Origin of the sequence: Paenibacillus sp. FSL R7-0216 (assembly GCF_037969915.1) — a bacterium.
In the GTDB taxonomy this organism is placed as follows: domain Bacteria; phylum Bacillota; class Bacilli; order Paenibacillales; family Paenibacillaceae; genus Fontibacillus; species Fontibacillus rhizolycopersici.
The window spans coordinates 1,149,528-1,175,575 of record NZ_CP150222.1; the positions used below are offsets into that span (position 1 = coordinate 1,149,528).

At 54.6% G+C, this 26,048-nt stretch carries 22 protein-coding genes; 14 read left to right on the plus strand and 8 right to left on the minus strand.

All coding sequences use genetic code 11. The features are described 5' to 3' along the window. Positions 1-32: 32 nt before the first annotated feature. From glgP to MKZ15_RS04885, 3 genes are all read right to left on the minus strand, one after another. Complete coding sequence (gene glgP / locus MKZ15_RS04875; RefSeq protein WP_339820271.1) at positions 33-1,649, minus strand: alpha-glucan family phosphorylase; 1,617 nt, start codon at positions 1,647-1,649, stop codon at positions 33-35. 152 nt (positions 1,650-1,801) lie between these two features. Next, entirely contained in the window at positions 1,802-2,395 is a 594-nt protein-coding gene (locus tag MKZ15_RS04880) for a DUF1273 domain-containing protein (protein ID WP_339820272.1), read from the minus strand. Between the two features lie 538 nt (positions 2,396-2,933). Beyond that, positions 2,934-3,437: a hypothetical protein gene (locus MKZ15_RS04885; RefSeq protein WP_339820273.1), complete on the minus strand. Its 504-nt coding sequence runs from the start codon at positions 3,435-3,437 to the stop codon at positions 2,934-2,936. 420 nt (positions 3,438-3,857) lie between these two features. On the opposite strand from MKZ15_RS04885, the gene MKZ15_RS04890 reads away from it, so the two are divergent. Beyond that, on the plus strand, positions 3,858-4,844 hold the full coding sequence (locus MKZ15_RS04890; RefSeq protein WP_339820274.1) for a Gfo/Idh/MocA family oxidoreductase: 987 nt from the start codon (positions 3,858-3,860) through the stop codon (positions 4,842-4,844). A gap of 22 nt (positions 4,845-4,866) precedes the next feature. Next, complete coding sequence (locus tag MKZ15_RS04895) at positions 4,867-6,036, plus strand: SEC-C metal-binding domain-containing protein (RefSeq protein WP_339820275.1); 1,170 nt, start codon at positions 4,867-4,869, stop codon at positions 6,034-6,036. Between the two features lie 74 nt (positions 6,037-6,110). Here the strand turns inward: MKZ15_RS04895 and MKZ15_RS04900 are convergent, their stop codons facing one another. Continuing rightward, a complete protein-coding gene (locus tag MKZ15_RS04900) occupies positions 6,111-8,417 on the minus strand; it encodes a helix-turn-helix domain-containing protein (RefSeq protein WP_339820277.1) in 2,307 nt (768 codons plus the stop codon). Positions 8,418-8,759: 342 nt separating this feature from the next. Here MKZ15_RS04900 and MKZ15_RS04905 point away from each other — a divergent pair, with 342 nt between their 5' ends. The 7 genes from MKZ15_RS04905 to MKZ15_RS04935 all read left to right on the plus strand — a co-directional run bounded on the left by MKZ15_RS04905 (position 8,760) and on the right by MKZ15_RS04935 (position 18,920). After that, the gene (locus MKZ15_RS04905) at positions 8,760-9,722 is read left to right on the plus strand and encodes an ABC transporter permease subunit (protein ID WP_213623910.1); all 963 of its coding nucleotides are present in this window, start codon (positions 8,760-8,762) and stop codon (positions 9,720-9,722) included. 18 nt (positions 9,723-9,740) lie between these two features. Beyond that, positions 9,741-10,646 carry a carbohydrate ABC transporter permease gene (locus tag MKZ15_RS04910; protein WP_339820279.1) on the plus strand — a complete coding sequence of 302 codons (906 nt, stop codon included), beginning with the start codon at positions 9,741-9,743 and terminating at the stop codon, positions 10,644-10,646. Positions 10,647-10,689: 43 nt separating this feature from the next. Beyond that, positions 10,690-12,336, plus strand: a complete 1,647-nt coding sequence (locus tag MKZ15_RS04915; protein ID WP_155608592.1) for an extracellular solute-binding protein — start codon at positions 10,690-10,692, stop codon at positions 12,334-12,336. A gap of 66 nt (positions 12,337-12,402) precedes the next feature. Continuing rightward, the gene (locus MKZ15_RS04920) at positions 12,403-13,848 is read left to right on the plus strand and encodes an alpha-L-fucosidase (RefSeq protein ID WP_339820281.1); all 1,446 of its coding nucleotides are present in this window, start codon (positions 12,403-12,405) and stop codon (positions 13,846-13,848) included. 271 nt (positions 13,849-14,119) lie between these two features. Continuing rightward, entirely contained in the window at positions 14,120-15,175 is a 1,056-nt protein-coding gene (locus MKZ15_RS04925; protein WP_193415637.1) for a carbohydrate-binding family 9-like protein, read from the plus strand. Further along, complete coding sequence (locus MKZ15_RS04930) at positions 15,176-17,815, plus strand: transglutaminase domain-containing protein (protein ID WP_339820284.1); 2,640 nt, start codon at positions 15,176-15,178, stop codon at positions 17,813-17,815. It abuts the gene before it with no gap. Positions 17,816-17,882: 67 nt separating this feature from the next. After that, positions 17,883-18,920: a glycoside hydrolase family 18 protein gene (locus MKZ15_RS04935; RefSeq protein WP_339820287.1), complete on the plus strand. Its 1,038-nt coding sequence runs from the start codon at positions 17,883-17,885 to the stop codon at positions 18,918-18,920. Between the two features lie 186 nt (positions 18,921-19,106). Here MKZ15_RS04935 and MKZ15_RS04940 read toward each other — a convergent pair whose 3' ends face one another. Continuing rightward, positions 19,107-19,331, minus strand: coding sequence for a hypothetical protein (locus MKZ15_RS04940; RefSeq protein ID WP_155608587.1), 225 nt, complete (start codon positions 19,329-19,331; stop codon positions 19,107-19,109). Between the two features lie 179 nt (positions 19,332-19,510). Here MKZ15_RS04940 and MKZ15_RS04945 point away from each other — a divergent pair, with 179 nt between their 5' ends. Together MKZ15_RS04945 and MKZ15_RS04950 are read left to right on the plus strand one after the other, a co-directional pair. Continuing rightward, positions 19,511-19,855, plus strand: coding sequence for a DUF1492 domain-containing protein (locus tag MKZ15_RS04945; protein ID WP_068787158.1), 345 nt, complete (start codon positions 19,511-19,513; stop codon positions 19,853-19,855). Beyond that, complete coding sequence (locus MKZ15_RS04950; RefSeq protein WP_339820292.1) at positions 19,804-20,028, plus strand: hypothetical protein; 225 nt, start codon at positions 19,804-19,806, stop codon at positions 20,026-20,028. Before MKZ15_RS04945 ends, MKZ15_RS04950 begins: the two co-directional genes overlap by 52 nt. Positions 20,029-20,177: 149 nt before the next feature. On the opposite strand, the gene MKZ15_RS04955 is transcribed toward MKZ15_RS04950, so the two are convergent. From MKZ15_RS04955 to MKZ15_RS04965, 3 genes are read right to left on the minus strand one after another with little or no spacing between them, the layout of a single operon-like run. Continuing rightward, positions 20,178-20,768 (minus strand): DUF4825 domain-containing protein, encoded by a 591-nt coding sequence (locus MKZ15_RS04955; RefSeq protein WP_213623915.1) that lies wholly within the window; start codon positions 20,766-20,768, stop codon positions 20,178-20,180. Next, on the minus strand, positions 20,765-21,439 hold the full coding sequence (locus MKZ15_RS04960; protein WP_339820294.1) for a permease prefix domain 1-containing protein: 675 nt from the start codon (positions 21,437-21,439) through the stop codon (positions 20,765-20,767). The genes MKZ15_RS04955 and MKZ15_RS04960 overlap by 4 nt, the downstream gene beginning before the upstream one ends. After that, on the minus strand, positions 21,436-21,792 hold the full coding sequence (locus MKZ15_RS04965; RefSeq protein WP_155608583.1) for a PadR family transcriptional regulator: 357 nt from the start codon (positions 21,790-21,792) through the stop codon (positions 21,436-21,438). The genes MKZ15_RS04960 and MKZ15_RS04965 overlap by 4 nt, the downstream gene beginning before the upstream one ends. A gap of 165 nt (positions 21,793-21,957) precedes the next feature. On the opposite strand from MKZ15_RS04965, the gene MKZ15_RS04970 reads away from it, so the two are divergent. The 3 genes from MKZ15_RS04970 to MKZ15_RS04980 all read left to right on the plus strand — a co-directional run bounded on the left by MKZ15_RS04970 (position 21,958) and on the right by MKZ15_RS04980 (position 25,960). Then, the gene (locus MKZ15_RS04970; RefSeq protein ID WP_339820297.1) at positions 21,958-22,653 is read left to right on the plus strand and encodes a DUF6273 domain-containing protein; all 696 of its coding nucleotides are present in this window, start codon (positions 21,958-21,960) and stop codon (positions 22,651-22,653) included. 532 nt (positions 22,654-23,185) lie between these two features. Next, positions 23,186-24,217, plus strand: coding sequence for a LacI family DNA-binding transcriptional regulator (locus MKZ15_RS04975; RefSeq protein ID WP_339820299.1), 1,032 nt, complete (start codon positions 23,186-23,188; stop codon positions 24,215-24,217). A gap of 324 nt (positions 24,218-24,541) precedes the next feature. Then, positions 24,542-25,960 carry an ABC transporter substrate-binding protein gene (locus MKZ15_RS04980; RefSeq protein WP_193415628.1) on the plus strand — a complete coding sequence of 473 codons (1,419 nt, stop codon included), beginning with the start codon at positions 24,542-24,544 and terminating at the stop codon, positions 25,958-25,960. Positions 25,961-26,048 lie beyond the last annotated feature (88 nt).

Here is a 26,048-nt window from a genome sequence, read left to right on the forward strand (position 1 = left end):
CCCCTCGCACCGCAGATCATCCGCCGTCACGTTTACCGCATATACAGCCTCCGGTAATACTCCTCCAGCATCCGCTGCGTCGAGAACGCCTCGCGGGTCGTTTCGATGCTGCGCCGCATCATCTGCACCCAGCGGGGGCGATCCTCGTAGTAGGTCGGCACGACCCGCTTCAGCAGCGTGTCGTAGAGCGCTTCGCCGTCGTGCCGGTCGAGCTCGCCCGGATCGGCCGACTCGAAGCCGCCGCCGATTTGCCAGCCGTTCTCGCCGTCTAGGCAGGCCTCCGGCCACCAGCCGTCGAGGACCGAGCAGTTCAGCACGCCGTTGACGGCGGCTTTCATCCCCGAGGTGCCGCTCGCTTCCAGCGGCCGGCGCGGATTGTTCAACCAAACGTCCGCACCGCGGGTCAGCTTGGCTCCAATCATCATGTCGTAGTTCTCCAGAAACACGACGCTGCCGGGGTACTGCTTCATCATCGCCACCAGGTTGCTGACGATCTGTTTGCCGGTATCGTCGTTCGGATGGGCTTTGCCCGAGAACACGAGTTGAATCCGGCCGGATTCGAGGTAGGGGCCGATCAGGTCCGGCCGGGAGAAGATCAGATCGCTCCGTTTATACGGCGCGGCACGGCGCGAGAACCCGATCAGCAGCCGGTCCGGATCCAGCGCGGCTCCCGAGCGCTCGCGGACCAAATCGATCAGCTCGCGCTTGAGTTCCATATGCGCGGCCCATACATCGCCGCCTTCATCATAAGCGCGGAGCATCCGCGCATCGGCCCAGGTCGGCAGGTGGATCGCGTTCGTGATCCCGATGATCTCCGCCCGTCCGGCCACGTTCTTCCACATGCGGCCTGCGGTCTCCGCATGCAGGGCGGCAACGGCGTTCGCGCGGCGCGCAAGCCGCAGACCGGCGACGGTCATGTTAAACGGGTTGCCGCCGATCCGCTCCATATGGTCGCGGGTCAACCCGTTAAAGGCGGACATTGCCGCAAGCAGATCCAGCGCATGGGCTTCGTTGCCTTCCTTGACCGGCGTATGGGTCGTAAAGACGACCGTTTCGCGGGTGTCCCGCCAGGCCGATTCGAAGGTGAGTCCGGCCTGCATTTTCTCGCGGATCAGCTCCGTGGCGGCCAAGGCGGCGTGCCCTTCGTTGAAATGATAAACCTCCACCGGGATGCCCAGCGCGCGAAGCGCCTTAACCCCCCCGATACCCAGCACAATTTCCTGGGCAATGCGCTCCTCGCCAAAGCCGCCGCCGTATAAGCGTGCGGTGATCCAACCATTGTCGCTCTCCGGAAGGTCTGTGTCCAGCAGATAGAGCGGATTGTTTCCGAACTTTTCCGTTTTCCATACTTTGCAGGAAACCTCGGCGTTTTTTATCGTCACCGTGACCGTCACGCCGGTATCCTCGAGAAAATCATAATCGTGATCGATAAACGTATCGTAAGGCCGTCCATCCTCGCCGATTCGCTGGTCGGTATAACCTTGCTTCCACTTGATGCCGATACCGACGAGCGGTGCGCCAATGTCTTTGGCTCCTTTGATGAAATCGCCGGCCAGAATGCCAAGTCCTCCGGCATACATTTTAAAATCGGAATGAAGACCGTACTCCATGCTGAAATAAGCAACGGTAGGGAGCTGCCTTTCGCTCATGGGAATACCTCCTTTGCTATGCAAACCTCTTGCTGTGCTGAAAGCGATTTTCTGCTAACAGTGTAGTCTGGAGGCGGGCGGAAGGTGACAAAAGGGGGGATTTCATGCGGAAGATTGGGAGAATGGGGAAGGGAATATAGACCACGAGAAGGTTAAGACAGATCCGATTCATCCGGGCGGATGTCGCTGTCGAGGTAAGCCCGCTCCTGCTCCTCGTTAGCGATTGCCTGAATTTCTTCTGAGCCGATATTGATGTACAGGTAGCCGTCCTGGGCCTGCTTCTTCAAAGTGCGTTCTTTGAAAAATTTCGGGCTGGCCTCGCCCGCGTCCTCGTCATAGACGAGCAGGATCCCGTCGGTCTTGCGGAACAGCAGCTCGTCCCTGCCTGTGAATTGCCAAGGTCCGATGTAAGCCTCTTTACTGGCCGCCGCATAGTGGTCGACCTGACGGAGAATTTGCGTATAGTAGTCCTTTTTCTCGTCGCTCCATTTCTCCTCTTGTTGGCTATAGGCGGTGATGATCGAGCATTTCAACTGCGGATACCGCTTCTTTAAATCAAACACCGCTTCGCATGCCCATAGATCCACGCCGTATTGGCCGGGAGTGATGACCCACTCCAGCCCCTCTTCCAGCAAGGGGACAAGGCGATTAGCAATGGCTTGGCGAATATAGGAGATGCCGGGGTGCTTCTGGTTGTAAATGCCGAGTTCATGGGCGCGATAACCGGTGATGAGCAGATTTTTCAAGTGGAAAACTCCTTAAGTTCAGTGGATGAAGCCGGCCGATCATGGCCATGTCCTCTATTATTATACCTTGCCTTTCCTCTCCGGCAAAAATAAAAACACCGCTTCGCGCGGGAGAGGAGCTCCATCGGCTAGGCGGTAGATATGACTTAGAACAAAGGTATGGTTATCGGCATGTCGCGGGAACGGACGTGAGCGCCCGAAGCCCATGGCAGCGGTTACAACAATGTGCGGCTTATTGACCGTGAATCGAGAGAAGAGTAAATACCGTGTAGAACACCGCATAAAACGTGCCTAGCCCAACAATCCACAGAAAAGCGTTGCCTTTCAATTTCTCCGGTTGCCACATGAGGATTCGCTCCTTTACTTTTCACTGGCCAAACAAATTGTGAACAATTTGTGTCTGACTTAATTATTGAACATTTTGTGTCAAAAATCAAACAATTTATTGAACATTTTATTTATTTTTTTGGCAGAATAAAAAAACCATGCCCAGTAAGGCATGGTCGTTTTGGTTATTCATTGGTGCACGGGGAACGGGTCACCCTTTTAGTGGGGAAAAACCTTCCTCCGCCAAATATTCGCCGGCCTCCTCACGGGTATCGAAGGCCATCTCCAGGCTCAGGCCGGAGTATATATACCACAAGTCGTCTTCGTATTTGAGCGTCAGCTTTTCGCCTTTGCTATTCGTCCAGACGCCGCCGGGCGACGTGCTTCGGTTGGGGGCCTCCGTTGCTTCAGGGCGTGAAGCGGGGGCTTCGCCCTCCCGGACGGACATTGCGTTAATCGTCTCCCGGACCAGTTGGCGCAGCACCGGCTCCGCCAGTTCCCGGATGTTGACGAACCCTTTATCATCCGTCTCATAACCGTCTAACAATCCGGCGTAAACATACCCGTTCCCATTCGGGTGCAGGTGGTAAACGACAGTTTTTTTGTCATAAGCGCTGCCTTCATAGTGAAAATTGACCCGGCCCAGAGAAACGTTTCTTTGCTCCAGCTCGGGAAATGATTTGAAGACTTCCAATTTCTGCTCAAACGTCAGCATGTTGCCCAACCTCTCAAACTCGCAAATTTGCGGGATTCGATGGTTAAGGCTCGTCCCGCGCTTATCGATTATATCATATCGGCGGGCAAGACCAGAGCGCGCATGTGGCCGTTAATTCGGGATTGACTCCAAATGTTGCACTTTGTGCGATAAATTTGCGGGGTTCCGACCGTTTAGCTCGAAAATGTTGCACAGACTGCAGCATTTTTGGGGTTTCTGGGTTTTGTATTTTCGAAATGCTGCAGTTTTTGCAACATTTCATCCTTGTTAGCCTGGAGTGGGAATGAAATCCTGCAGAAAGTGCAACATTTCCTCCGTCTTCAGTGGGAGAAGCCCTACTCCAATACGTTCCGTTTCCTCATCCACCGCAAAAAGGTATAATTAGCCTAAGTAAGGATCGCGTCGAAGGAGGAAGGATCAATGGGAGAGGCGACAATCAAGTGGGGAATCATGGCGGCCGGCGGGATTGCCGAGTCGTTTGCGGGGGACCTGGCATCCGCCAGTAACGGCGAAGCGTATGCCATCGGGTCGAGAAACTTGGAGAAAGCCGGGGCGTTTGCCAAGAAGTTCGGGATTCCCAAGGCGTATGGAAGCTATGAGGAGCTGGTGGCTGACCCGGAGGTGGACGCCGTTTATGTAGCCACACCGCATCCTTACCACAAGGACAACGTCATGACCGCGCTGCGGGCAGGGAAAGCGGTTCTGTGTGAGAAGCCGTTTACGGTCAATTCCGCCGAACTGGAAGAGCTGGTTGCCTATGCGCGCGAACGCAAGCTGTTCCTGATGGAAGCGATGTGGACGCGGTTCCTGCCGGTCATTCACCGTGTGCGGGAATGGCTGGCGGCCGGACGGATTGGCGAAGTTCGACTGGTGAAAGCCGATTTCGGCTTCGATGCGGGGTGGAATCCGTCCGGGCGACTGCTCAATCCGGAACTTGGCGGCGGGGCATTGCTGGATGCCGGCATCTACCCGATTTCGTTCGCGTCCATGGTGCTGGGTCCGTATCCGCAAAGCGTTCAAAGCACGGCACACCTCGGGGAAACGGGGGTTGACGAACACTTCTCCGTGTTGTTGACTTACGGGAACGGGGCAACCGCCTCCTTGAATGGTGCCGTACGACTGGCGATCGGCAACGACGCGTATATCCATGGGACGAACGGTAAGATTTACGTGCCTGGGTTCCTTAACGCGACCACAGCTACGTTGTACGTCGACGGGGAAGAGCCCGAGACGGTCAGCGATGACCGGACCTTTAAGGGTTATGCTTATGAAGCCGAGGCTGTTGGCCGGGCCCTGCAAGCCGGTTTGACCGAAAGCAGCGACATCCCGCTGGATGAATCGCTGGCCATCCTGCGCCTGATGGATCAAATTCGCGGGCAGTGGGGTCTGAAATATCCGTTCGAATGAAATCAAGAAGGAGTAGTTTCAAATGATCGATGATACCCATCAATTGCTGGAAGAAAATAATATTAAGCACGCCATCATTGGCGAGCGGATGCAGCGTTTGGCAGATATCCTTCCAAGCCTCACCAAAACCAGGCTGGCTGCGTTAGCCTCGGTCTACAACATCTCCGGACGTTCCAAGATGAAGAAGGAGGAGCTCATTGCCGCCGTGCAGGCAGGCATGGAGGACTCGGAGACGCTCCAAGCGGCCTTCCTCAATAGCCGGCCCAAGGAATGGGAGCTGTTCGGTTCGTTGCTGGACGGTTCCTATCAACCCAGCAACGCGACTCCCTTCGGGTATTACTATTATTTCCTGGATCGCGGCTTGCTGTTTACCTTCTTTGAGAATAATCAGCTGTATTTGGTGATCCCAGACGAAGTAAAGTCCGCCATCCGGAAGCTGGACCAGCCGTCATTCCGCAAAGCGTTGCAAAGGAGCCATCAACTCTATAACTACCTGATGTCTGCGATCAATTTGTACGGAATCATCGCGCCGGCCAAGCTGGTAGAAATCATCAATGCCCAGAACGGCGGCGAATCCATCTCGGAAGAGGAATTGCTGCAACAGCTTGAAAGTTTTCTTCAGCGGACGGATCAGTATTTCGAGCTGCGGAAGGGATATATCGCATCGTTGGACATGGAAGACAAAGAGTTTGAGGACCTCGTAGACAAGGTGCAAGGGAAACCTAATTTCGTACCGGACCAGCAAGAGCTGTTCAAATATGCGGATCACGATTATTTTGAGATCACCTCGCAGCTCACGGCGCTGCGGGAATTCGTTACCAAGGAATTCCGCCTGGATCCGGAAAGCGCGGAGTATTTGGTCGATGACATTCAGCTCAGTTGCTCGATGGAAGCCTCGCTGCAGGATCTTCTCTACGAGTTTGAGAGACGGGATCTGGATTTTACGTCCCAACAACAGGCACAGCAAACCGTCGCTCTTATCACCGACGTATACGACCATACCCGGATGTGGTCTAACGCCGGACATACGCTGGACGAGCTGCGCCAGATGCAGGAGATGTCCGGCAATCAACCGGCGACGCCCTCCATACGAGGACATATCGTTCAGCAGGTCCGATCCAACAAAATCGGCCGCAACGAACCTTGCCCATGCGGAAGCGGTTTGAAATACAAAAAATGCTGCGGTAAGTAAACTTAGTGATATCAACAAAAAGGCCGTCTAAGCGCTACAAAGCTTAGGCGGCCTTTTTTGGCATTCAGTAACGACTACCCGACATCAGCCGAATCTGACATTGGCGGATCGCTTGATTCCGCTTGGGAAAAGAGCTTACGGTATTGGCCCGGGGTCAGGCCGGTTTCCTTCTTGAACTTGCGAATGAAGTTCGGGGTGTCGAGATAACCAACTCGCTGGATGATGTCCTTGAGCGGATCGTTGGTGGAGGTCAGGTCGTTCATCACCGCCATCATTCTCTTCTGCCAGATGTACTGAACGAAGTTGATGCCCATCTGATCCTTGAAAGAGCGGCTGAAATAGGATACCGAAATCGAATATTTGCAAGAGATCGCCTCCAGGCTTAGAGCATGATCCATGAAGTTGCTGTCGATATAAGCGACGATCCGATCCATCAGGGAATGCTCTTCCTTACGTTCGTTCTGCAGGGCAAGCTCACAGATGCGAGAAGCGAGGCGGAGGAAGTGGCGCTCCAGCTCCTGCAAAGAATTAAACGCATCGGATCCGGGAATATCGGGCGTCCAATCGCGAATGCCCATCTCCATCCCCGTGCGCAGGATGGCGTTCAAGATGTCAAAGCTGATGCAGCGCTTCATCTCGACGGTCAAGTCCGGACCCTGTAACACATTCATTGCCTCGCCGATCGTTTGGGCCGCGACCTCATAACTGCCTTGTTTTAAGCTTTGGGATAACTTCAGCAACTCGTTTTTCGGCACCCATGACGTTTCTCCCGGTGTATGAGACAGCTTCTCGAAGAACGTGATGCTGCCGTGTCCGGCAAACATCCGAGACTCGAAGGCGGAGCAGGCCTCGATGAACGATTGGTTCAACTGGTCGGGATCGTTGTAATAAGTACCCACACCGATCATAGGGTCGATGCGGAACCGCTCCAACAAGTTGTCGTGGATGCGATGCACGATCCGGCGGAACTGATCGGGCCCGGACCAGGAACCGACCTTATCGAAGCCGACGATTAACGCGATCTGCCCCGGCTTGGGAAGCTCGACGCTGTACAGGCGCGCTCCGTATTCGGGAACCTCCGCCGCCGTAAGGCGGCCGATCATTGCCTGCCAATCATGACTGTCCAACCGACTCTTCGATTCCTCATCCCGGCCGATGACCATGGCGAAATATTGAGCTTTGGTCAGGTCGATTTCCAGCGAATGCAAAAGCTGCGGTACCAGGCTGCGAGCATTTCCGTATTTCAGCAGCATCAATAGAAAATGATTGCGCGCGTACGGCTCCTGCAAATCGGCACGCGAGCTGTATTCCTGCAGCGCCGTGCGGATGCGGTCCAATTCGTTGCCGGATTTGCGAGGTTCCGCGGCTGGCCGGCCAGACTTCGACTTGGAATCGGCGAACTCGAGGAGATCGTGGATGGGATGGAACTGTCGCCGGGCCAAGATCAAGGCGGCCGCGGTTCCGACGACCACCAGCACGGTCAAGAGCAAGATCATCAAGCTTCGAAGGTGTAGCACGCTGCCCAGAAACTGTGCGCTTGGCATCAAGGTAACGTATTCCCAGCCGTTCATGTCCGACTTGACCGAGACGACCGAATGCGATACCCCGCCTAAATCGATGCTGTGGATTCCTGTTGAAAGCGTAAACAATTTTTCTAGGTCCGTTCCCTGAAGCGGTTGTTCTTGGTTGTTTTTGGAGGCCATTACGCGACCGTTGTTATCGAAAATATAGGATGACCCTTCGTAGTTACCGAGAATGGTATCAATCAGCCCGGTCAATTCTGATTTCCGAATCAAGTACATTAATGTTCCATGCGGATTCGGATTGTTCGGGGTGATGGGCACGAGGTAGGCCAGGACCGATTGCCGCATGTTTCCATTTTGATTGAGCATCTCAGTAGGTTGGATGACGGGATACTTGACGGAGTTTAGATCCTGGACCAGCTTCGGACCCTCCCAGTCCAGAAAATGATAATGCTCGTGAAACACGTCCAAGCTGGTCATTCCTGCGGTGGAATAAATCTTCTCATCCCCATGGAAGTACAGGAACATCTCCCCGATGATCGGGCTGGTCGCTTTGTAATTTTTGAGTGCATTGATCGCTTCCAGGCTGTAATACGGGTCGTGTACGCGGTAGCGGGCCAGTTGAACGTCGTAAGCAACCCGCGAGGCAATATCGCTTAGTTGTTTGACATGGGTGTCGACGATCGTTCGGGCCTGGGACAACTGATTTAAATGAGATTGTTCGATTTCGGAGCGGAGATTGCGGACCGCGCTGTTATAGATGAAGACCGATAACAATGCAAGTGGAACCAGCAGCATGAACAAGTAAGACCAGGTGTATTTTTGAAAAAGTTTAGACTTGAAATAATTCAGCTTCACTTTGCGTCTGCCCCCTGTCCGCTCTATTTTTTTATCTAAAATGTAAAGGAGATTCCCGGATAACGCAAGGGAAGAAAGTAGCGGTTCATCGGGAAAGAGCATGTTATTTTTGCTTATCGAGGCTTGTCTGCCGCCCGTTGTTGCCGTAGTTCGGGGTATTGTCAGTAAAAAAATACACATCGCCGCCGCTGCCTCGGGACAAGGACATGTCAACTTTAATGACACAAAAATCGTCCGATTTGTTAAATTTGCCTCTCCGCTTTGTTAACGTAAAGCAAAATGACATATTTACGAGGGTGGGGGAGCTCCGGTACACTTCAGAAAAAAAGGAGGAGTTGTTTGATGCAGAAAAGCGCGCCAACCGTTCTTGACACCAGGCCGATTACCCCGTTCGCTACGAAAAGGAAACTCAGGACAAAAATCCTCCGGAATTGGCAGTTGTACATTTTTATCGCTCCGGCTTTATTAAGCGTTCTGATCTTTAGTTACGTTCCGATGTACGGGATCCAAATCGCATTCAAAAACTTCATACCTGTAAACGGGGTTCTGGGAAGTCCGTGGGTAGGCTTCGACCACTTCGTCCGATTCTTTAATTCCTATTATTTCTGGGATCTGCTGTGGAACACGCTGGGCATCAGTCTTTACGGGCTGGTCGTAGGGTTCCCGCTCCCGATTATCCTGGCCTTGGCTTTTAATGAGGTGAAAGACGGCTTCTTTAAACGGACGGTACAGACCGTGACCTATGCGCCGCATTTTATATCGATGGTTGTCATGGCCGGGATGATCATTACGTTCCTGACGCCTTCAACGGGCATGATCGTCAATGTGATCGAAGCGTTTGGTTTCACGCCGCCCGATTTTCTGACTGACCCGCGCTGGTTTAAAACGGTATATGTATTCTCCGACGTGTGGCAGGGGACCGGCTGGGGGACGATCATTTACTTAGCGGCGCTGACCGGCGTTGATCCGGGATTACACGAAGCGGCTATCCTCGATGGGGCTTCACGCCTGCAGCGGATCCGTTACATCAATATACCGGCGATTCTGCCAACGATCACGATCCTGATGATTCTGAATATGGGCAGCCTGCTCGGCGTGGGATTTGAGAAAATCCTGCTGCTGCAAAACCCGCTGAACATGGAATCCTCCGACGTCATCTCAACATTCGTATACCGATCAGGCTTGTTGGATGCGCAGTACAGCTTCTCCACGGCGGTTGGCTTATTCAATTCCGTCGTGAACGCGATTCTGCTCATTACCGTCAACCAGATCGTCCGTCGCACCAGCGAAAACAGCCTATGGTAGAAGAAAGGAGTGGGGAACGTGATATCGGCAATTAAAGAAACGCGGCGGGATCGGCTATTTCTGGCTTGCAACTATGTGTTTCTGTTACTAGCGCTGGTCGTCGTCGCTTACCCGATTCTGTATATCATCAGCGCCTCGATCAGCACCCCGAAATACGTCGCTTCCGGGGAGATGTGGTTATGGCCGATGGGCCTCACCTTTGAGGGGTATCAGCGGGTGTTCCGAGATCCGCAAATCTGGACCGGCTACGGGAACACGATCCTATATACGGTGCTGGGTACGATGGTCAATCTGGCGGTGACGATCCCGGCCGCTTACGCGCTCAGCCGCAAAGACTTTGTTGGACGGAACTTGTTCATGGGGATCTTCATGGTCACGATGTTCTTCAGCGGCGGGCTGGTGCCAACCTATTTGCTGATCAAGGATCTGGGCTTAGTGAACAGCATGTGGGCCCTGATTTTGCCGGGGGCTACCTCCGTCTGGAATCTCATCGTTTGCCGGACGTATTTCCAATCGACGATTCCGAAGGAGCTGCAGGAGGCAGCGGAAATCGATGGCTGCAGCAATTTCCGGCTGTTTTTCCGCATCATCCTGCCGCTGTCGACTTCGATTATCGCGGTCATGGCCTTGTTCTTTGGAGTCGGGCACTGGAACAGCTACTTCTCCGCGATGATTTACCTGAACGACCATGCGAAATATCCGCTGCAGCTCGTACTCCGGCAAATTCTCGTCCTGCAGGAGATGTCGTCGCAAACCGGCTCCATCGATGCCGCTACGGCGACGGCGCTGAATAACCGGGCGGAAGTGGCCGCGCTGGTCAAATACGCGGTCATTATCGTGGCCACACTGCCGGTCATTGTGGTGTATCCTTTCCTGCAACGCTATTTTGTGCAAGGTGTCATGATCGGTTCCGTTAAGGGATGATCTTGCCATACATCAATAACCTATTCAAAAGGAGGATTCATTCATGCAGAAGCTGAAAAGACGCGGAGCGTTAGCCTTGAGCTTGCTCCTGCTGGCCTCGTTGCTGGCGGCCTGCGGTTCATCCGGCAATACGGCGGGCGGCAACACGGCAGGCAATTCGGGAGGCGAGGCAAACTCGGGCACGAACGCTTCCAATTCCGAGAATACCGGAGGCGTAAAGAAAGATGGCTTTCCGATTGTCGATGAGCCGCTTACGTTGACGATGTTCGCTCCCGACGCGGGAATGGCGGACTGGAACACGATGCCCGTCATTCAAGAGATGGAGAAGCTGTCGGGGATCAAAGTAGAGTTTCAAACCTCGCCGATCGATAGCTTCAGTACGAAGAAAAACCTGGTCTTCGCCAGCGGCGACCTGCCGGACATGCTGTACGCAGCAGACATTACTCCAGCGGAGCAAGTCACCTACGGCAGCCAAGGAATTCTGATTCCTCTGGAGGATCTGATTGACAACTACGCGCCTAACTTGAAGAAGATCCTCGATGAGAATCCAGATGTACGCAAGAATATCACGACTACGGACGGACATATTTATGCCCTGCCGTTCATCGATACCGCGGCGGTATGGTACCGCGGCCCGATGTGGTATAACGGTAAGTTCCTGAAGGCGTTGAACGCGGAGGAGCCGAAGACGACGGAAGAGTTGTACACGTACTTGAAGCGCGTTAAGGAAGAAGACCCGAATGGCAACGGCAAAGCCGACGAAATTCCGCTTTCCTCCGTCAAGTTGGACGATCTGCGAATGTTCTTCCTCGGATTCTGGGGAATGTATGACACGGTCATCTACGCCGACAAGGACGGCAAAGTCCACTATTCGCCGCAAGAGGAAGGATATAAGGGTTATCTGACCTTTATGAACCGCTTGTGGAAGGATGAGTTGTTGGACCATGAGACGTTCTCTCAAACCGACGACCAGAAGAAAGCAAAGGGTAAAAACAACCAGGTTGCCTTGTTTAGTGATTATCATCCTTACTTCACGCTTGGCGGGGAGCCAAACAACGAACATCCGCTGATGACGCCGGTGGCCAGCGAAATTGCCGGTACGCCGGTGTACGGCAAACATCCGGGCATGTCCGCTAACGGGACGTTCGCGATTACGAAGAGCAACCCGAGTCCGGAAGCCACGATGCGCTGGATCGACTATCAATACAGCTATGAAGGGGCCACCTTGTGGACCCAAGGTCCGGAAGGACTGCTGTGGCAGTACAAGGATAAAGAAAACAAGGTTAAGGAATGGCTTCCGGTACCTGGCGGCAAGGAACGTGAGGATTATCGCGGAACCATTACGCCAAACTACGGTATTTTGACGCCGGGCGTCAATCTGAAAGAATTGACAAACGGGTTGAAAAGCGAATTCGACGAATGGATTGATCAGCAAACGCAAACCAAGTTAGCTCCGATCGGCAAGCCGCCGTTCCCGAACGCTTTCTTGACGACCGATGAACAATCCGAGGTTTCCGCCTTGCTGTCCGACCTGAAGACGTATGTGACGCAAATGGAGGCGAAGTTCGTGACCGGCCAAGAGCCGCTCGAGAACTGGGATAAATACGTCAGCCAACTGAAGAAAATGGGCAGCGATCGCGTCGCCGAAGTATATCAAGCCGCCTATGACCGTTGGAATCAAGGAAGCTAAGAAACCTAAGGAAGATAAACCTTGAACCGTTAACTTACATTTTCGGACCGAGATAAGGAGGCATCCATGAGCGAGGAGAAATCCGCGACGAACCTGGAGCCATCGGCCGAGCCGCAGACCGAGGCGCCCACCGAGGCGCCTTTTGCGGCTGAACCGGCGGTGGAGCAAGGCGTACACAATTACAGCAGCGAACGAAATTGGGTGAAGCCGGAGGACCTGGTGATCTTGGAACGTTTGGAATGGTTCCAGGATCAGAAGCTGGGCCTGATGATGCACTGGGGGCCTTACTCCCAGCTTGGACTGGTAGAATCCTGGGCGCTCAGCGACGAGGACGGGGATTGGTCCCGGAACGACATCGACTGGACGGAAGACATGGAACGCTTCAAACAGGAATATTTTGATTTGAACCGTACGTTTCATCCGATTCGCTTCCAGCCGGAATTATGGGCGAACGCCGCGGCTGAGGGCGGCTTCAAATATTTGACGTTTACGACAAAACACCATGACGGCTTTTGCATGTGGGATACGCATACGACTGACTACCGGATCACCGGACCGGACTGTCCGTTCCATACGCACCGTTATGCGGACATCTGCCGGGACTTGTTCGATGCGTTCCGTGCCGAAGGGTTGGCGATCTCCGCTTATTTCTCCAAGGCGGACTGGCATACGCCTTATTATTGGGCGCCGGGCATGGAACGAGGCAGCCGCATGTGGCGCGGGCCCTCGTACGATCCGAAGCAATACCCTTGGCTCTGGGAGCGGTTCGTTCAGTTCACCCATGAGCAAATCATGGAGCTGATGACGAGGTACGGCCGCATCGACATGCTGTGGCTGGACGCCGGGTGGGTAAACGCCCGCCGCGATCAAGACATCCGGCTTGGCGAGGTAGTGGAGAAGGCACGGCAGATCCAGCCGTGGCTGTTGACGGCGGACCGCACGGTTGGCGGGCCGTACGAGAACCTCATCACGCCGGAGCAAACGGTGCCGGAGCGGCCGCTCACCGTCCCTTGGGAGAGCTGCATCACGATGGGACACTCGTTCTCGTTCAGCTATAGCGACAGCTACAAGTCCGTCCGCGAGCTGGTCCACCTGCTCGTCGAAATCGTCGCCAAAGGCGGCAATCTGGCGCTGAACGTCGGGCCGCAGCCGGACGGCCGGCTGCCGAGACCGGCGCTCGAGCGGATGAAGGGGCTAGGCGAGTGGCTGAAGGTTTACGGCGAAGCGATTTACGGAACGCGGATCTGTGAGCCGTACGCTTCAGGGAATAGCTTCTTCACGCGCAAAGGGGACACAAGATACGCGTTAGTGCTGCTTCAAGAGGACGCTGAAGCAACGGCGGGGGACTTGCTGCTGCCGCTTCCCGCTTCCGGCATCGGCCGGATCGACCTCGTTGGCGGAGCCGAGGGGTTGGATTTCCGCCCGTCGCCGGAAGGCGGGGTAGCGGTTCGCCTGCCGGACGCTGTGCGGCAGGAGGAGACGCCGATCGCTTGGGTGCTGCGCATCCGGTGAGGGCGGGGGGCCTCAATGACAAGTGCGTAACGGACCTGAAAGACCTTATTTTCCGGAAAAGATGTCAATTTGCCATTTAACGGACTGGAGAGCCGTTATTGACTCGGAATAGTCCGGATTACTGCTCGAAAACGCCAAATAAGGTCAACTGGGTCCGTTAGATTTTGAAAACAGAGCTTATCGGCAAAATAACGGCGCTGGGGTCCGTTAGCGTTAGCTCAAGGACCGGTTGGCGAACTTTACCTCAATCAGGAAAGGAGAGAAAACGACAGTGAATTTCAGCGAAGTGCCTGAACCGGTGATCGAGTTCGCCCCGAAAACGTATGTCTGCAAACGGGCCGTCGCCGGGCCGCTCGTCTTGGACGGGCGGATCGATAAGCCGTTCTGGGATGCCGCCGCATGGACCGACGACTTCGTCGACATCGAAGGGGACCTGCGGCCCAAGCCAAGGAAACGGACGCGGGCGAAAATGCTATGGGATGACGAGCATTTCTACGTGGCTGCCGAAATGGAGGAGGATGAAATTTGGGGGACGCTGACGGAACGGGACTCGGTGATTTTTCATGACAACGATTTCGAGATTTTCATTGATCCGGACGGCGACAGCCATCTGTACTACGAATTTGAAATCAACGCGCTGAATACCGTTTGGGATTTGCTGCTGGTCAAGCCGTACCGTGACGGCGGCCCGCCGGTAAACGGCTGGGATATTCGCGGATTACGCACCGCGGTGTATATAGACGGGGAGCTAAACCATCCTGCCGCGAAGAACCGTCTATGGAGCGTAGAGATTGCGATGCCATGGGCTTCGCTGCGCGAATGCGCGCCGGAGGGGCGGCCACCGGTGCCGGGCGAATTCTGGAGGGTAAACTTCTCCCGGGTGGAATGGCAGGTGGAGGTGCAGGATGGGCGGTACGTCAAGCAAGTCAACCCTGCGACCGGGAACCCTTATCCCGAGGACAACTGGGTCTGGTCTCCGCAAGGGATCGTAAACATGCATTACCCCGAATTGTGGGGTTATGTCGTATTTGCGGATGAAAGCGCCGATGCGGGCGGGGGATCCGCCGGGTTCCCGCTGCCGCAGGATGAATACGTCAAATGGGAGCTTCGGCGGTTATATTACCGGCAGCGCAGCTATTATGCCCGCTGCGGGCGGTTTACTGCGGAGCTTGCTGAACTCGTCACCGCGGAAGAAATGAATACGTTTCGCATCCGGCCAAAGGTCGAGGCGGCAGGCGGGAGATTTGAGATATCCGCGACCACCTCTGACGGGAACGGGATTTTCATGATTCGGGAAGACGGAAAACTGTGGAAGGAGCGATCGTAGATGAGCGTAGAGACACCGGCGTTTTCGCTGAGCGAACAGGAGCTGGAGCAGATTGAACGCAGGTTTGCGGAGATTCGAACGCTGGCCCGAGGCCGGGAGAAGGCGCTGTTTGGGGTATTTGACGGCCCACTGACTACGGAAGAGACATGGGCCCTGAAATTCCTGTATGTGCATATGCCACTGAACGATTTGGCCGATTACGACGGATCGCTGTTCTTGGCTCATGTCCGCCAGGCGTTGGCGGTTCGAAAGCGGGTGCCTTGGGGCGACCGGGTTCCCGATCCTCTCTTCTTGCATTTCGTGTTGCCGTGCCGGGTGAACACCGAGAACATCGAAAAGTTTCGCGAGGTGATTTATGCGGAGCTGGGACCGCGGACGGCGGGATGTTCGATGGCGGAGGCGATTCTTGAGGCGAATTATTGGTGCCATGAAAAAGCCACCTACATCGGCAGCGACTTGCGCACCTTGTCGCCGCTTGGCATGATCCGGAACGCGCGGGGTCGTTGCGGCGAGGAGTCGACGCTGGCGGTCGCGGCGCTGCGCAGCATCGGCATTCCGGCGCGGCAATGCTATACGCCGCGTTGGGCGCACTGCGACGATAACCATGCCTGGGTCGAAGCTTGGGCCGACGGCAAGTGGCATTACATCGGCGCATGCGAGCCGGAAGCCCGCTTGGACCAAGGCTGGTTCAGCGGTCCGGCGCGCCGGGCGATGCTGGTGCACACCCGCGTCCCGGCGACCTATCCCGGCCCGGAGGAAATCACCGTGAAGGGTGGACCGTATGCGGAGCTAAACCTGCTGGCGAATTATGCGCCAACCCGGACGATTGCCGTGGAGGTGAGAGAGGCGGACGGCACGCCGGCGGCAGGAGCGAGGGTGCAGTTCCAGCTGTATAACTATGCCGAGCTGTTCCCGCTGGCCGAGCTGGTGACGGATGACCAGGGCGAAGCTCGATTCACGACCGGTTACGGCGATCTGATCGTCCGGGCCGTACGGAATGAGGCCTGGGGTCAGCGAAAGATCCGGATCGCTGATGGAGACCGGTTCGAGGTCGTACTAAACGGAGCGATATCGGATCAGCCGATCGGAACCGAAGACTTCGAAATGGTGCCCCCTCCGGAGCTGGATGGGCCGGAATCAGAACCGCTCTCCGCGGAACTGCTACGGCGACATGAACAGCGGGTGGCCGAAGGGGCCGCTTTGCGCCGGGCTTACGAGGAGACGTTCCTGACGGAGGCGGAAGCCGAGCAGCTCGCGGCCCAGCTCGGGTTACCGGCGGAGCGGTTGTGGAAGGTGCTGGAGCCTGCCCGCGGCAATGGCCGGGAGATCGCCGCTTTCCTGGAGGAGCGCGTCCCAGAACACGGAGAGTGGCCGCTGCTTTTGCTCGAGAGCCTACGGGAGAAGGATTTGACCGATACGATGCGGGAGACGCTGGACGACCACTTGGCCGGATCGCTGCCATGGAAGGATTCCTACGGCCGGGAGCTGTTCGTGCCGTATGTCATGTGCCCGCGGGTGTTGTTTGAAATGATCGGCCCCTATCGGAAGGAGCTGCAGGCCCGCTTTACCGAAGCGGAGGTGGCCTTCTATCAAGAAGATCCATCCCGGATTGCAAGGCTTCTGAATGAAGGCTGGGATCTGCGCGAAGGGCCGGGGAACCTGCGTGGGAAAGCGGGGCCGCTGGGCACGTTCCAACTGCGGGTCGCCGACAAAGGCTCGCTGGACATCTTGTTCGTCGCCTTATGCCGGAGCTTGGGCATTCCGGCAAGGCTGCATCCCAGTGAGCAGAAACCGCAGTATAACGCGGGCGGAACGTGGGTGGACGCCCCAGTCGGGCCGGTTCGGGAAGAGGCAGATACGGAGGAAGAGGCACTCCGTCGTATTGGCATGCTGCGCCTGCGCCGCGAAGCGGAAGGCCGAACCGATGAGCCGGTCGCTTCGTACATGGAGAACTTCACCCTCGCTCGGCTTGAGGGGGGTTACTACAAAACACTGCTGTATCCACATGGCAAAACCGATGTGTACGATACGGCTTTCGAGGTGGAGCCGGGAGAATACCGAATCACGACCGGCGTGCGGTTGAAAGACGGCACGGTCCTAGGGCGGCTGACGTACTGCCGGGTTGACGAGCAGACGGAGACACAGGTCACGCTAAGCTTTCCGGCTCCGTCGCAGCATATCCCCGTGTACGGGACCCCCGATCCGCAAACGCCGCTATGGCGAGCGGATGGGACCAAGACAACGCTCAGTGCGCTTAGCGGAGGAGAACGCGGCGCGATGATCGCTTGGTTGGAGCCGGATCGGGAGCCGTCGAAGCATCTGCTGCGCGAAACGGGAGAACTCGCGGAAACGTTTGATGTCCTTGGCATCCCAGTGATCTTTGTTCTCGGCAGCGACGATGGCAAGCCGGCTCTGGCCGCCCCTGCCCTCCCTACAGCCAGTTTGCCGGGCGGCACGGTATTCGTAAGCGACCCCGGCTACGCGGCGTTGAAAGATTTGACCGCTGCCGGTATCCAACTAGGGGGCGGGGGCTTCCCACACTTATTTGCGCTGGATCGCGAGGGAAACATCCGCTACATGCAATCCGGTTATAAACCAGGCAGCGGCAAAGAAGCGTTGCAAGTGTTAAGCGAGCTATAGTCGACAAATGGATGACAGGCTTGCCGCTGATTCCGATGGCCGCGCAAGCAAAGGAAGGAGCGCCCAAATGAGCCTGAACTATGTGGTGGCGGGATATGTCAGCGACCGCCATCTCCCTGAACTGACGAAGGAAGATTTGATGAAGCTGACCCATATGAATATCGCCTTTGGACATGTGAGAGAAGATCGAATCGAAACCGGGCATCTGCAGAACCTGGGGCTGCTGCCCGAAATGAAAGGGGAACATCCCGGATTGACGGTCCTGCTCTCCGTAGGCGGCTGGAGTGCCGGCGGCTTCTCGGAAGCCGCTTCGACGGAAGCCGGCCGGCAGGCGATGGCCGAGTCAGCAGTCCGAGCTGTAGCGGAGCATGCGCTTGACGGGATCGACCTGGATTGGGAGTACCCTTGTTATGCCGAGGCAGGCATTGCTGCCAGTCCGAAGGATAAGGTGAATTTCACGTTGCTGCTGCGCACGATGAGGGAAGCGTTGGATCGGCAAGGCGAGCGAGACGGCCGCCATTATGGGCTGACGATCGCGGCGGGCGCGGACCAATACTATATCGACGGCACGGAAATGGCCGAGGTGCAGCGTTACCTCGATTTCGTCCAGTTGATGACGTACGACATGCGAGGCGGGTTCCAGACGTTGACCGGTCACCACACCAATCTGTACACAGGGACAGGCGATCTGTTTCGCATCAGCGTTGACGCATCGGTTAACCTGTTTGTCCGAGCCGGGGTGCCGAAGGAGAAAATCGTCATCGGCGCGGCGTTCTATTCGCGCATGTGGAAGGACGTTCCGAACGTCAATCGCGGATTGTATCAAATGTCCCCCGGCCCCGGTGGGTACGGCCCGGACTTTACAGCGCTGACCGCCGAGTATATCGATCGTAACGGATTTGTCCGTTACTGGGATGACGAGGCCCAAGCGCCGTATCTCTTCGATGGCCAAACGTTTATCTCTTACGATGACGAAACTTCCATTCGCTGCAAATGCGAATACGTCAAGGAGCAAGAGCTGGCTGGGGTGATGTTCTGGGAGTATGGCTGCGACCGGACGCTCCGGCTGCTGGATGCACTGCACCAAGGGCTCACCAAGCCGTAAGCGTGAGCTCCCAACTGCGGAATAATAAAAGCCTCATGGATCGCCAAATCCCCGGAGTCAAAGGGATAGCGGAGCATGGGGCTTTTTTTCTGACATCAAATGTTCTAAATGTGCCGGGCTCGCCATAGATATAAATAGGGGCGTTTTTCGCCTGATCCTGCGGTACAACCTCCCGTTAGGGAATTTTCACAGTTTCCTAGTTTCTTTGATGACGGGGGAACCGGAGGGTGGCCGGTCTTCATCCAGAATGGCGTCCAGACGCTGCACCTCCTCGGAGAGGGCCTGCAGAGAAGTCTCGATTTTGCCCAGTTTATCGCCGACGGTTTGCAGCACATATTTGATCAAAATGAAACAAAGCGTGACCGGAAAACCTACATTGGCAACCAACGACACAATATCCGCAACCTGCATAATTGTTACCTCCTTGAATTTTTTGGGCCCTTCACTATATGGGGAAAAAAAGTTTGCCTAGGTATAACCAAAAAATAGAAAAAATGTTATAATCATAATTACTTATATAAAAATGGTTGTGAAAACCCCCTTGAAAATTCCCTATACATAGAAGATGAATATGAAAGGGGGAGGTAGTTTTGAAGGAACAACATACCGTGTACGAGCAATACCGGAAAGAAGTTTATCGAATCGCATGGAGGGTCCAATACAGAGCGAGAGTCGTAAGAAAACGGGAATGTTCATTCAATGGAGTCGAGCCGGCCGTAACCTGCTTCACCTCATCTTCTGATAATAAAATCGTTGTGAGACAGCTGATCAATGCGCTTCCTTCCACGACGGGAAAAACGATCATCTCCAAGATATACTTGCAGGACAAAACGGAGAGGGAAGTCGCCCGCGAGTTGAATATGAGTCAGCAAGGGGTGAACAAATGGAAACGAAAGATGATCAAAGAGTTGTCCCGGATGATGATGAGTTCCTGATTTTGCTCCAAAAGGCCAGGGAAAACGATCCCGAATCGACGTTAAAGTTAATTGAGCTGTTTAAAGGCGATATTATGCATATAAGCAAGTTTATCCATATGTCCGAAGAGGACGCCGTTTCCGACATCATTCTCGAGTTTCTGGAGATGATCAAGAGGTGGGAGGAGGAATAGTGACACACACGCGAACGAAAGTCGGCCAGGAGGTTTTCTCCTGACCGACTTTTTTTATCAAATCGGTTGTTATTCAGTTTCCCGGATTTCCCTTATAGATGAGTGCGGAAAAAGGCTTCACCTGCCGAAAGCGATAAAGGTTAACAGCGTTAATCGGACAGAACCTGCGTATTGTGGAACAGTTCTTGGAAAGCGCGCCCTGCATACTCCGCATCCTCGAGCTTGCTTTGCACCGCTGTTTTCCAAACAGCGGCGTCACGGGTGAATGCGGAAAACCCATCGACACCGTACCAGGTCAGCAGATCTTCCCGAGTTACGCGGTACGCAACGGCTCCTTCGTTGAAAATGACGGCCTCAAGGTTATCGACATAAGCGAATGCAGCGGTCGCGCTGTATAGATATGCAGGGTCGCGATCCCGATCCGCCAACGGCGTTGAAGAATCCAGATTCACTTGTACGGTAAATACGTCCGGATCCAGCGCAAAGGAGCGAATCGAGCCGAGCGGAAGCGAACGGAACAGGCCGGTTACTTTAGAGGCGTCGCCCATGTAGGGCGTCGCGTAATGAGCGGTTCGGGCAATATCATGGGTTATCGGACTGTTCTGGTCAGCGGTATACTGAGCTTCGCGCTGATCCTGGCGCGGTAGCGCCACACCTTCTACTACCCCAAAGCAGACCAGTCCCGCGAGGAGCAATGCGAGTATTCCGATGTTCCAACGTCTGAAGCGTTGGGCCGTCATTCCAATTCACCCGCCTCGTGTTTCGAGATCAGCGTGGTGCTTGCCTGGAACGCCAAGGGAATCAAGATCGTCAGAAAAGGCTTGGCGTATTGAATGCCAAGTACGGCAAACTGGTAAGGACCGCCGATTTTTACCTGATGGCCAAACCAGATGTTGCTGCCGAATCGCAGGGCAGTAATGGCCAAGAGGGTGACGAGAATGAACAGGCCCCATAATAGCCAAACCATCCGGCTTCGTCTCCGGGCAACATGGAGGTTGCGCGGAGCCGTAACTTCAAGTGCACGGCCGCGCCAGACGGAGTTCAGGACCAGATATAGGATTCCGAGCAGCAGGACGAGGACCAAGAACAAAAAACTGAGCGGCGTGCGTTCAATCATGCGTAAAGGAATAGTGAGTATCCACAATATCAGCGTAAAAAACAGTGTTTTTTGCAGAAGATCCAGCCGATAGCGGTTCACATAGATCTGCGGGCTCTCGTCAATCAGCCCGTCGATACGGGATAAGCTGGCCGTGGCGGCCTGGACGGCTTGTTCGTACTCCATTCCGCCGGCCATGTAATCGGCGGCTTTGGCTTCCAGATTGCCGAGGATTTCCTCCTTCAGCTCGCGAATGCGTCCGGTTGCCGGGTATCCGGCGAATAAACGATCCACGTGTTTTTGCAGCGGATTCACGATGGGGATCCCTCCTGTTTCTCGATTAAGACATCAATGATTTCGCGGGATGTTTTCCATGCCGACAAATTAGCTTTGTACACTTCAGTTCCTGCAAGGGTGATATGGTAATATTTGCGCCGTCCGCCCATACTGCGGTCTTCGCCCCAATAGGACTCAATTAGCTGTTGAGCTTCCAATCGCTTTAGGCTGGTGTAGAGCGACGGCTCCTTCAATTCGTAGCGGTCCTGGCTGATGACGGAGATGGATTTCATGATCTCATAACCGTAGTTATCGCCCTCCAGCAGCACCCGGAGAATAATCGTATCAATATGGCCGCGGATCAAATCCCGGCTGATGGCGCTATCGTTCATGCGTTCACCTCTTCAGAGAACAATGTAAAACATATTACTATGTGTGTCAAGGTAGTTGGTCGCGGTGCACCCAAAGAGAGATAGAGTTGCGGATCCCCCGGCAACATGTTGTAAGATAGGTAGACTGAGGATGAAGGGGGAGTTAGCGTGATGGAGAGAGTTAACTTGTCAAAGGGAATAGCGAATCCGACCATTAAGCCTGGGGAACGCCTGACTTTCGGTTCGTACCCGCAATCCGCTGACGGGGAAGTCCAACCCATTGTATGGCGGGTTCTTGAGAACACGGGCAGCGAATTGTTTCTCCTAAGCGAGGAGATCTTGGAGTGCAAGCGATATCACGGAAAAAGCGCAGATATTTCGTGGCGCGATGCCGCAGAGGTAACGTGGCGAGATTGTGATTTGCGGCAGTGGTTGAACGAGGAGTTCTATCCTGCTGCTTTTAGCCTAGAGGAACAGGATCTCATCAAGCTTACGCCTTGTTCGGATCATGGAGAGGGGAGTCCGGATACGGAGGACAAAGTGTTTCTGCTAAGCGTGGCAGAGATCAAAGCGTTCACCGCGGCCCTCGGCAAAACGTGGTTAACCGCCGCGGGGACGGACTACGCGAAGTTGAAGAAGCCCGACGGCTGCAGTCTCTATGTCTACGACAAGGGCGAGAAAGACAATTACGTTCTGCGAAACGGCAAGGAGGAGGGCTGTTCCTGGTGGTGGTTGCGCACGCGGGGCAATAAGTCATCACGCGCCCATTTTATCGGTCCCGGGCACAGCATCCGCAGCTATGCCAATGTCAGTCTGGCGCGAGATGGCGTGCGGCCGGCGATCAGGTTAAAGATATTAGAGGGAGGCACACCAGGATTGTGACGATAATATCGATCTGTTGCTGCAGAGTCCCATGTGATCCGTTTCTAACGGAACGTAGAGCCCTTATTTGGCGGGAAACTAGTTGTTCGAAAATCTAACGGAACGTAGAGACGTTATTTGACGTAAACCAAGCCTACTAGACCCCTTTTGAGCCAAATAACGTCTTCTGGTTCCGTTAGGTTGGGAAATAGCGCGGGAAATGGACATTAGCGTCATCTGGTTCCGTTAGAACCTCGGTGCAGCATCATGAGGTGTAAATCGAGTCGAGTCACAGGACAACGTTAACGCCGAAACCGGATGCAAAGGGATAGTTGTTGATCTGAAACGGATCTCAATTGGATATACGTTGATGCGTAACCGAACACCTAGGGACAATCTGTTACGCGAAACCGGAGCCAAAGGGATAATGGTGAAAAGACGGCAAATGGCCCTATGAACCATAAATTTGTAAGCGCTTCAAAAAAACTCTTGTATTCCAAAATACCCCTTGTTATAATCGCATTGAAAAGCTTTTCAAACCGAGGATGCCGACATGAACAAAAACAAAAACAAACCAACGATACGCGATGTTGCCAATAAAGCAGGTGTCTCCATAAGCACGGTTTCGCGCGTGATGAACGCGCCGGCAAGTGTGGTTGAGAGTAAGCGGCAACGGGTGCTGGCGGCGATTGAGGAGCTGAGCTATCAGCCGAATGCGTTCGCCCGCGGACTGATTTACAAGAAATCTTTTACCCTGGGGCTATTGATCCCCGACATCGAAAATATGTACTACGCCGGAATGATCCGGGGAATGCAGGATGCCTGCAACAAGCTGGGTTATAGCCTGATGATCTGCAACACGGACCGCGATAAGGAACGGATGTTATCCTATATCGACGCGTTTCATGAGAAGCAGGTGGACGGTATTGTGTTTGCCAGCGACAAAATGTTTCCGGAGTATTACGAGAAGCTGGTGGGCTGCCGGATCCCCTTTGTCATGGTGTCCTCCCATTCGGATGAATACGAGATCCCTTGCGTTGAAGTCGACGACGAGGCGGCAGCTTACGACGCGGCCGTTTACCTGATCGAGCTTGGGCATCGCCAAATCGGGATGATCGGTTTCAATCACGAGAACTCGATTTCCGGACCGCCGCGTTACGCGGGGTTTGTCCGAGCCATGACGGAATACGGGCTGATGTCCAACATCGCCAATGTGAAATTTGCCAGTCACTATTTCGAACATGCGTATCAGGCTGCACACGAGCTGTTTACCGAGCATCCTCCACTGACCGCCGTGTTCTGCGTCGCCGATGAATTTGCCATGGGGACCATTTCGTACCTTCGGGATCGGCACATTCTTGTGCCGGGGCAAGTGTCCGTCGTTGGTTTCGACAACCACCGCATGGCCGGCATGTACATTCCAAAACTGACAACGATATCTCAACCCATCTATGACCTGGGCCACCGTGCGGCGGAGAAGCTGCATGAGCTGCTGACAACCGGCAGTGTAACGGTGCCCCGAGAAGTCCTCCAACACAAACTCATCGTCCGCGAATCGTCGCGAGAAAGAGCAACCACGATTTAACAATGTGTACCAACTTGAACCCAATCCACATGAACGCACCACGATCAAACACCACCTACACGATCACTACTTACACGAACACCACTACGAACTACGCAATCAACAAAGTTACCAATAACTTTTTGAAAAGCTTTTCAAAAAAACGGAACATTCCAGTTGGGCAGGTCATACACTTATACCAAAATGAAAACGGATTCAGGGGGAGCTTCATTCATACGACTGTTGAAGTGCTTTTCAAGGAGGTGATTTGCCGAATAGCGTTCCATTGTCAGCCAGACCTTCAGATGGTTTCTCATACAACATATCGAAGGGGATGTAGGGTCAATGAATAAAAGATCAAAATGGACTTCTTTACTGCTTGTTAGCGGATTATCGTTTACGCTTCTCCTCAGCGCTTGCGGCGGAGGGAACAATGCGGCAAATAACGAACCGGCGGCCCCGGCCAACACCGGAACTACGGAGCAGAATACGAATGAAGGCACCGCTACGAATGACGCCGCAGCCACCGGCTCGCCGCTGGAGCTCGCGTTGAAAGGCGAATATAAAGGCACCAAGGTAACGATGTTCGGGCCATTCGTGGACGCCGACCAGGTGAAATTCGAGACCAGTATCAAGGATTTCGAGGAAAAGACGGGCATCGATATCCAATACGAAGGCTCTAAGGAGTTTGAGGCGACCATCAACGTCCGCGTGGACGGCGGTAACGCACCCGATATCGCCGACTTCCCGCAGCCGGGATTGCTGGCTGCCGTAGCCAAAACCGGCAAGGTCATTGACCTTACCGGCATTCTCGATCAGGAGAAGCTGAAGGCCAATTACAATCAAAGTTGGCTCGACATGGCGACGATGGACGGCAAGGACGGTAAAATCATGGCGGGCGTATGGAACCGCAGCAACGTGAAGAGCTTGGTGTGGTATCCGAAGAAACAGTTTGAGGAAGCGGGCTACACCATTCCGCAAACCTGGGATGAGCTGATGGCGCTGACGGAACAAATCGCTAAGGACGGCGACACCGCTTGGGGCATCGGGATCGAAAGCGGCGCGGCAACAGGCTGGCCGGCTACCGACTGGGTCGAAGACATCATGCTCCGCACGACATCGCCGGAGAATTATGATAAGTGGGTTAGCGGGGAACTGCCATTTACTTCCCCTGAAGTGAAGCACGCGGTGGAAAAGATGTCGGAAATCTGGATGAACCCGGATTATGTGTATGGCGGAACGAAGTCGATCGTGACCACGGCCTTTGGCGATTCGCCGGCCCCGATGTTCGACAATCCGCCGAAGGTGTGGCTGCACCGTCAAGCTAACTTCATCACCAGCTTCTTCCCGGAAACGGCGAAAATCGATGAAGACTACGACTGGTTCTACCTTCCGCCGATTGATGAGCAATATGGCAAACCGGTGCTTGTCGCCGGCGATATCTACTCGATGTTCAACGATCGCCCTGAAGTTCGTGCCGTCATGGAGTTCTTCACGACCGGCGAATCGATTAAATCTTGGGTACAATCCGGCGGCGTCATTGCGCCGATGAACGACGCTTCGCTTGACTGGTATACCTCTGAGGCGGATCGCCGCATGGCGAAGCTCGTGCAAGAGGCTTCCACGCTGCGATTCGACGGTTCTGACCTGATGCCGGGTAAAGTGGGTGCCGGCACCTTCTGGAAGGGAATGACCGACTACGTGAGCGGCACGGCTACGCTGGATGAAGCGCTGGCGCAAATTCAGGAAGGCTGGAAGAACTGAATTTAGCTAGGTCGCAAGACATGCCATAATACTGCACCGCTGGAGGGGCGCGCGAACCGAAACGTGGGTTCCGGTACACCGCCCCTCT

Excerpts from the sequence above, each read along its gene's own strand:
- glgP (WP_339820271.1), bottom strand. The coding sequence starts at position 1,649 with ATGAGCGAAAGGCAGCTCCCTACCGTTGCTTATTTCAGCATGGAGTAC.
- MKZ15_RS04885 (WP_339820273.1), bottom strand. The coding sequence starts at position 3,437 with ATGCTGACGTTTGAGCAGAAATTGGAAGTCTTCAAATCATTTCCCGAG.
- MKZ15_RS04890 (WP_339820274.1), top strand. The coding sequence starts at position 3,858 with ATGGGAGAGGCGACAATCAAGTGGGGAATCATGGCGGCCGGCGGGATT.
- MKZ15_RS04895 (WP_339820275.1), top strand. The coding sequence starts at position 4,867 with ATGATCGATGATACCCATCAATTGCTGGAAGAAAATAATATTAAGCAC.
- MKZ15_RS04905 (WP_213623910.1), top strand. The coding sequence starts at position 8,760 with ATGCAGAAAAGCGCGCCAACCGTTCTTGACACCAGGCCGATTACCCCG.
- MKZ15_RS04915 (WP_155608592.1), top strand. The coding sequence starts at position 10,690 with ATGCAGAAGCTGAAAAGACGCGGAGCGTTAGCCTTGAGCTTGCTCCTG.
- MKZ15_RS04920 (WP_339820281.1), top strand. The coding sequence starts at position 12,403 with ATGAGCGAGGAGAAATCCGCGACGAACCTGGAGCCATCGGCCGAGCCG.
- MKZ15_RS04930 (WP_339820284.1), top strand. The coding sequence starts at position 15,176 with ATGAGCGTAGAGACACCGGCGTTTTCGCTGAGCGAACAGGAGCTGGAG.
- MKZ15_RS04935 (WP_339820287.1), top strand. The coding sequence starts at position 17,883 with ATGAGCCTGAACTATGTGGTGGCGGGATATGTCAGCGACCGCCATCTC.
- MKZ15_RS04940 (WP_155608587.1), bottom strand. The coding sequence starts at position 19,331 with ATGCAGGTTGCGGATATTGTGTCGTTGGTTGCCAATGTAGGTTTTCCG.
- MKZ15_RS04950 (WP_339820292.1), top strand. The coding sequence starts at position 19,804 with ATGGAAACGAAAGATGATCAAAGAGTTGTCCCGGATGATGATGAGTTC.
- MKZ15_RS04955 (WP_213623915.1), bottom strand. The coding sequence starts at position 20,768 with ATGACGGCCCAACGCTTCAGACGTTGGAACATCGGAATACTCGCATTG.
- MKZ15_RS04965 (WP_155608583.1), bottom strand. The coding sequence starts at position 21,792 with ATGAACGATAGCGCCATCAGCCGGGATTTGATCCGCGGCCATATTGAT.
- MKZ15_RS04975 (WP_339820299.1), top strand. The coding sequence starts at position 23,186 with ATGAACAAAAACAAAAACAAACCAACGATACGCGATGTTGCCAATAAA.
- MKZ15_RS04980 (WP_193415628.1), top strand. The coding sequence starts at position 24,542 with ATGAATAAAAGATCAAAATGGACTTCTTTACTGCTTGTTAGCGGATTA.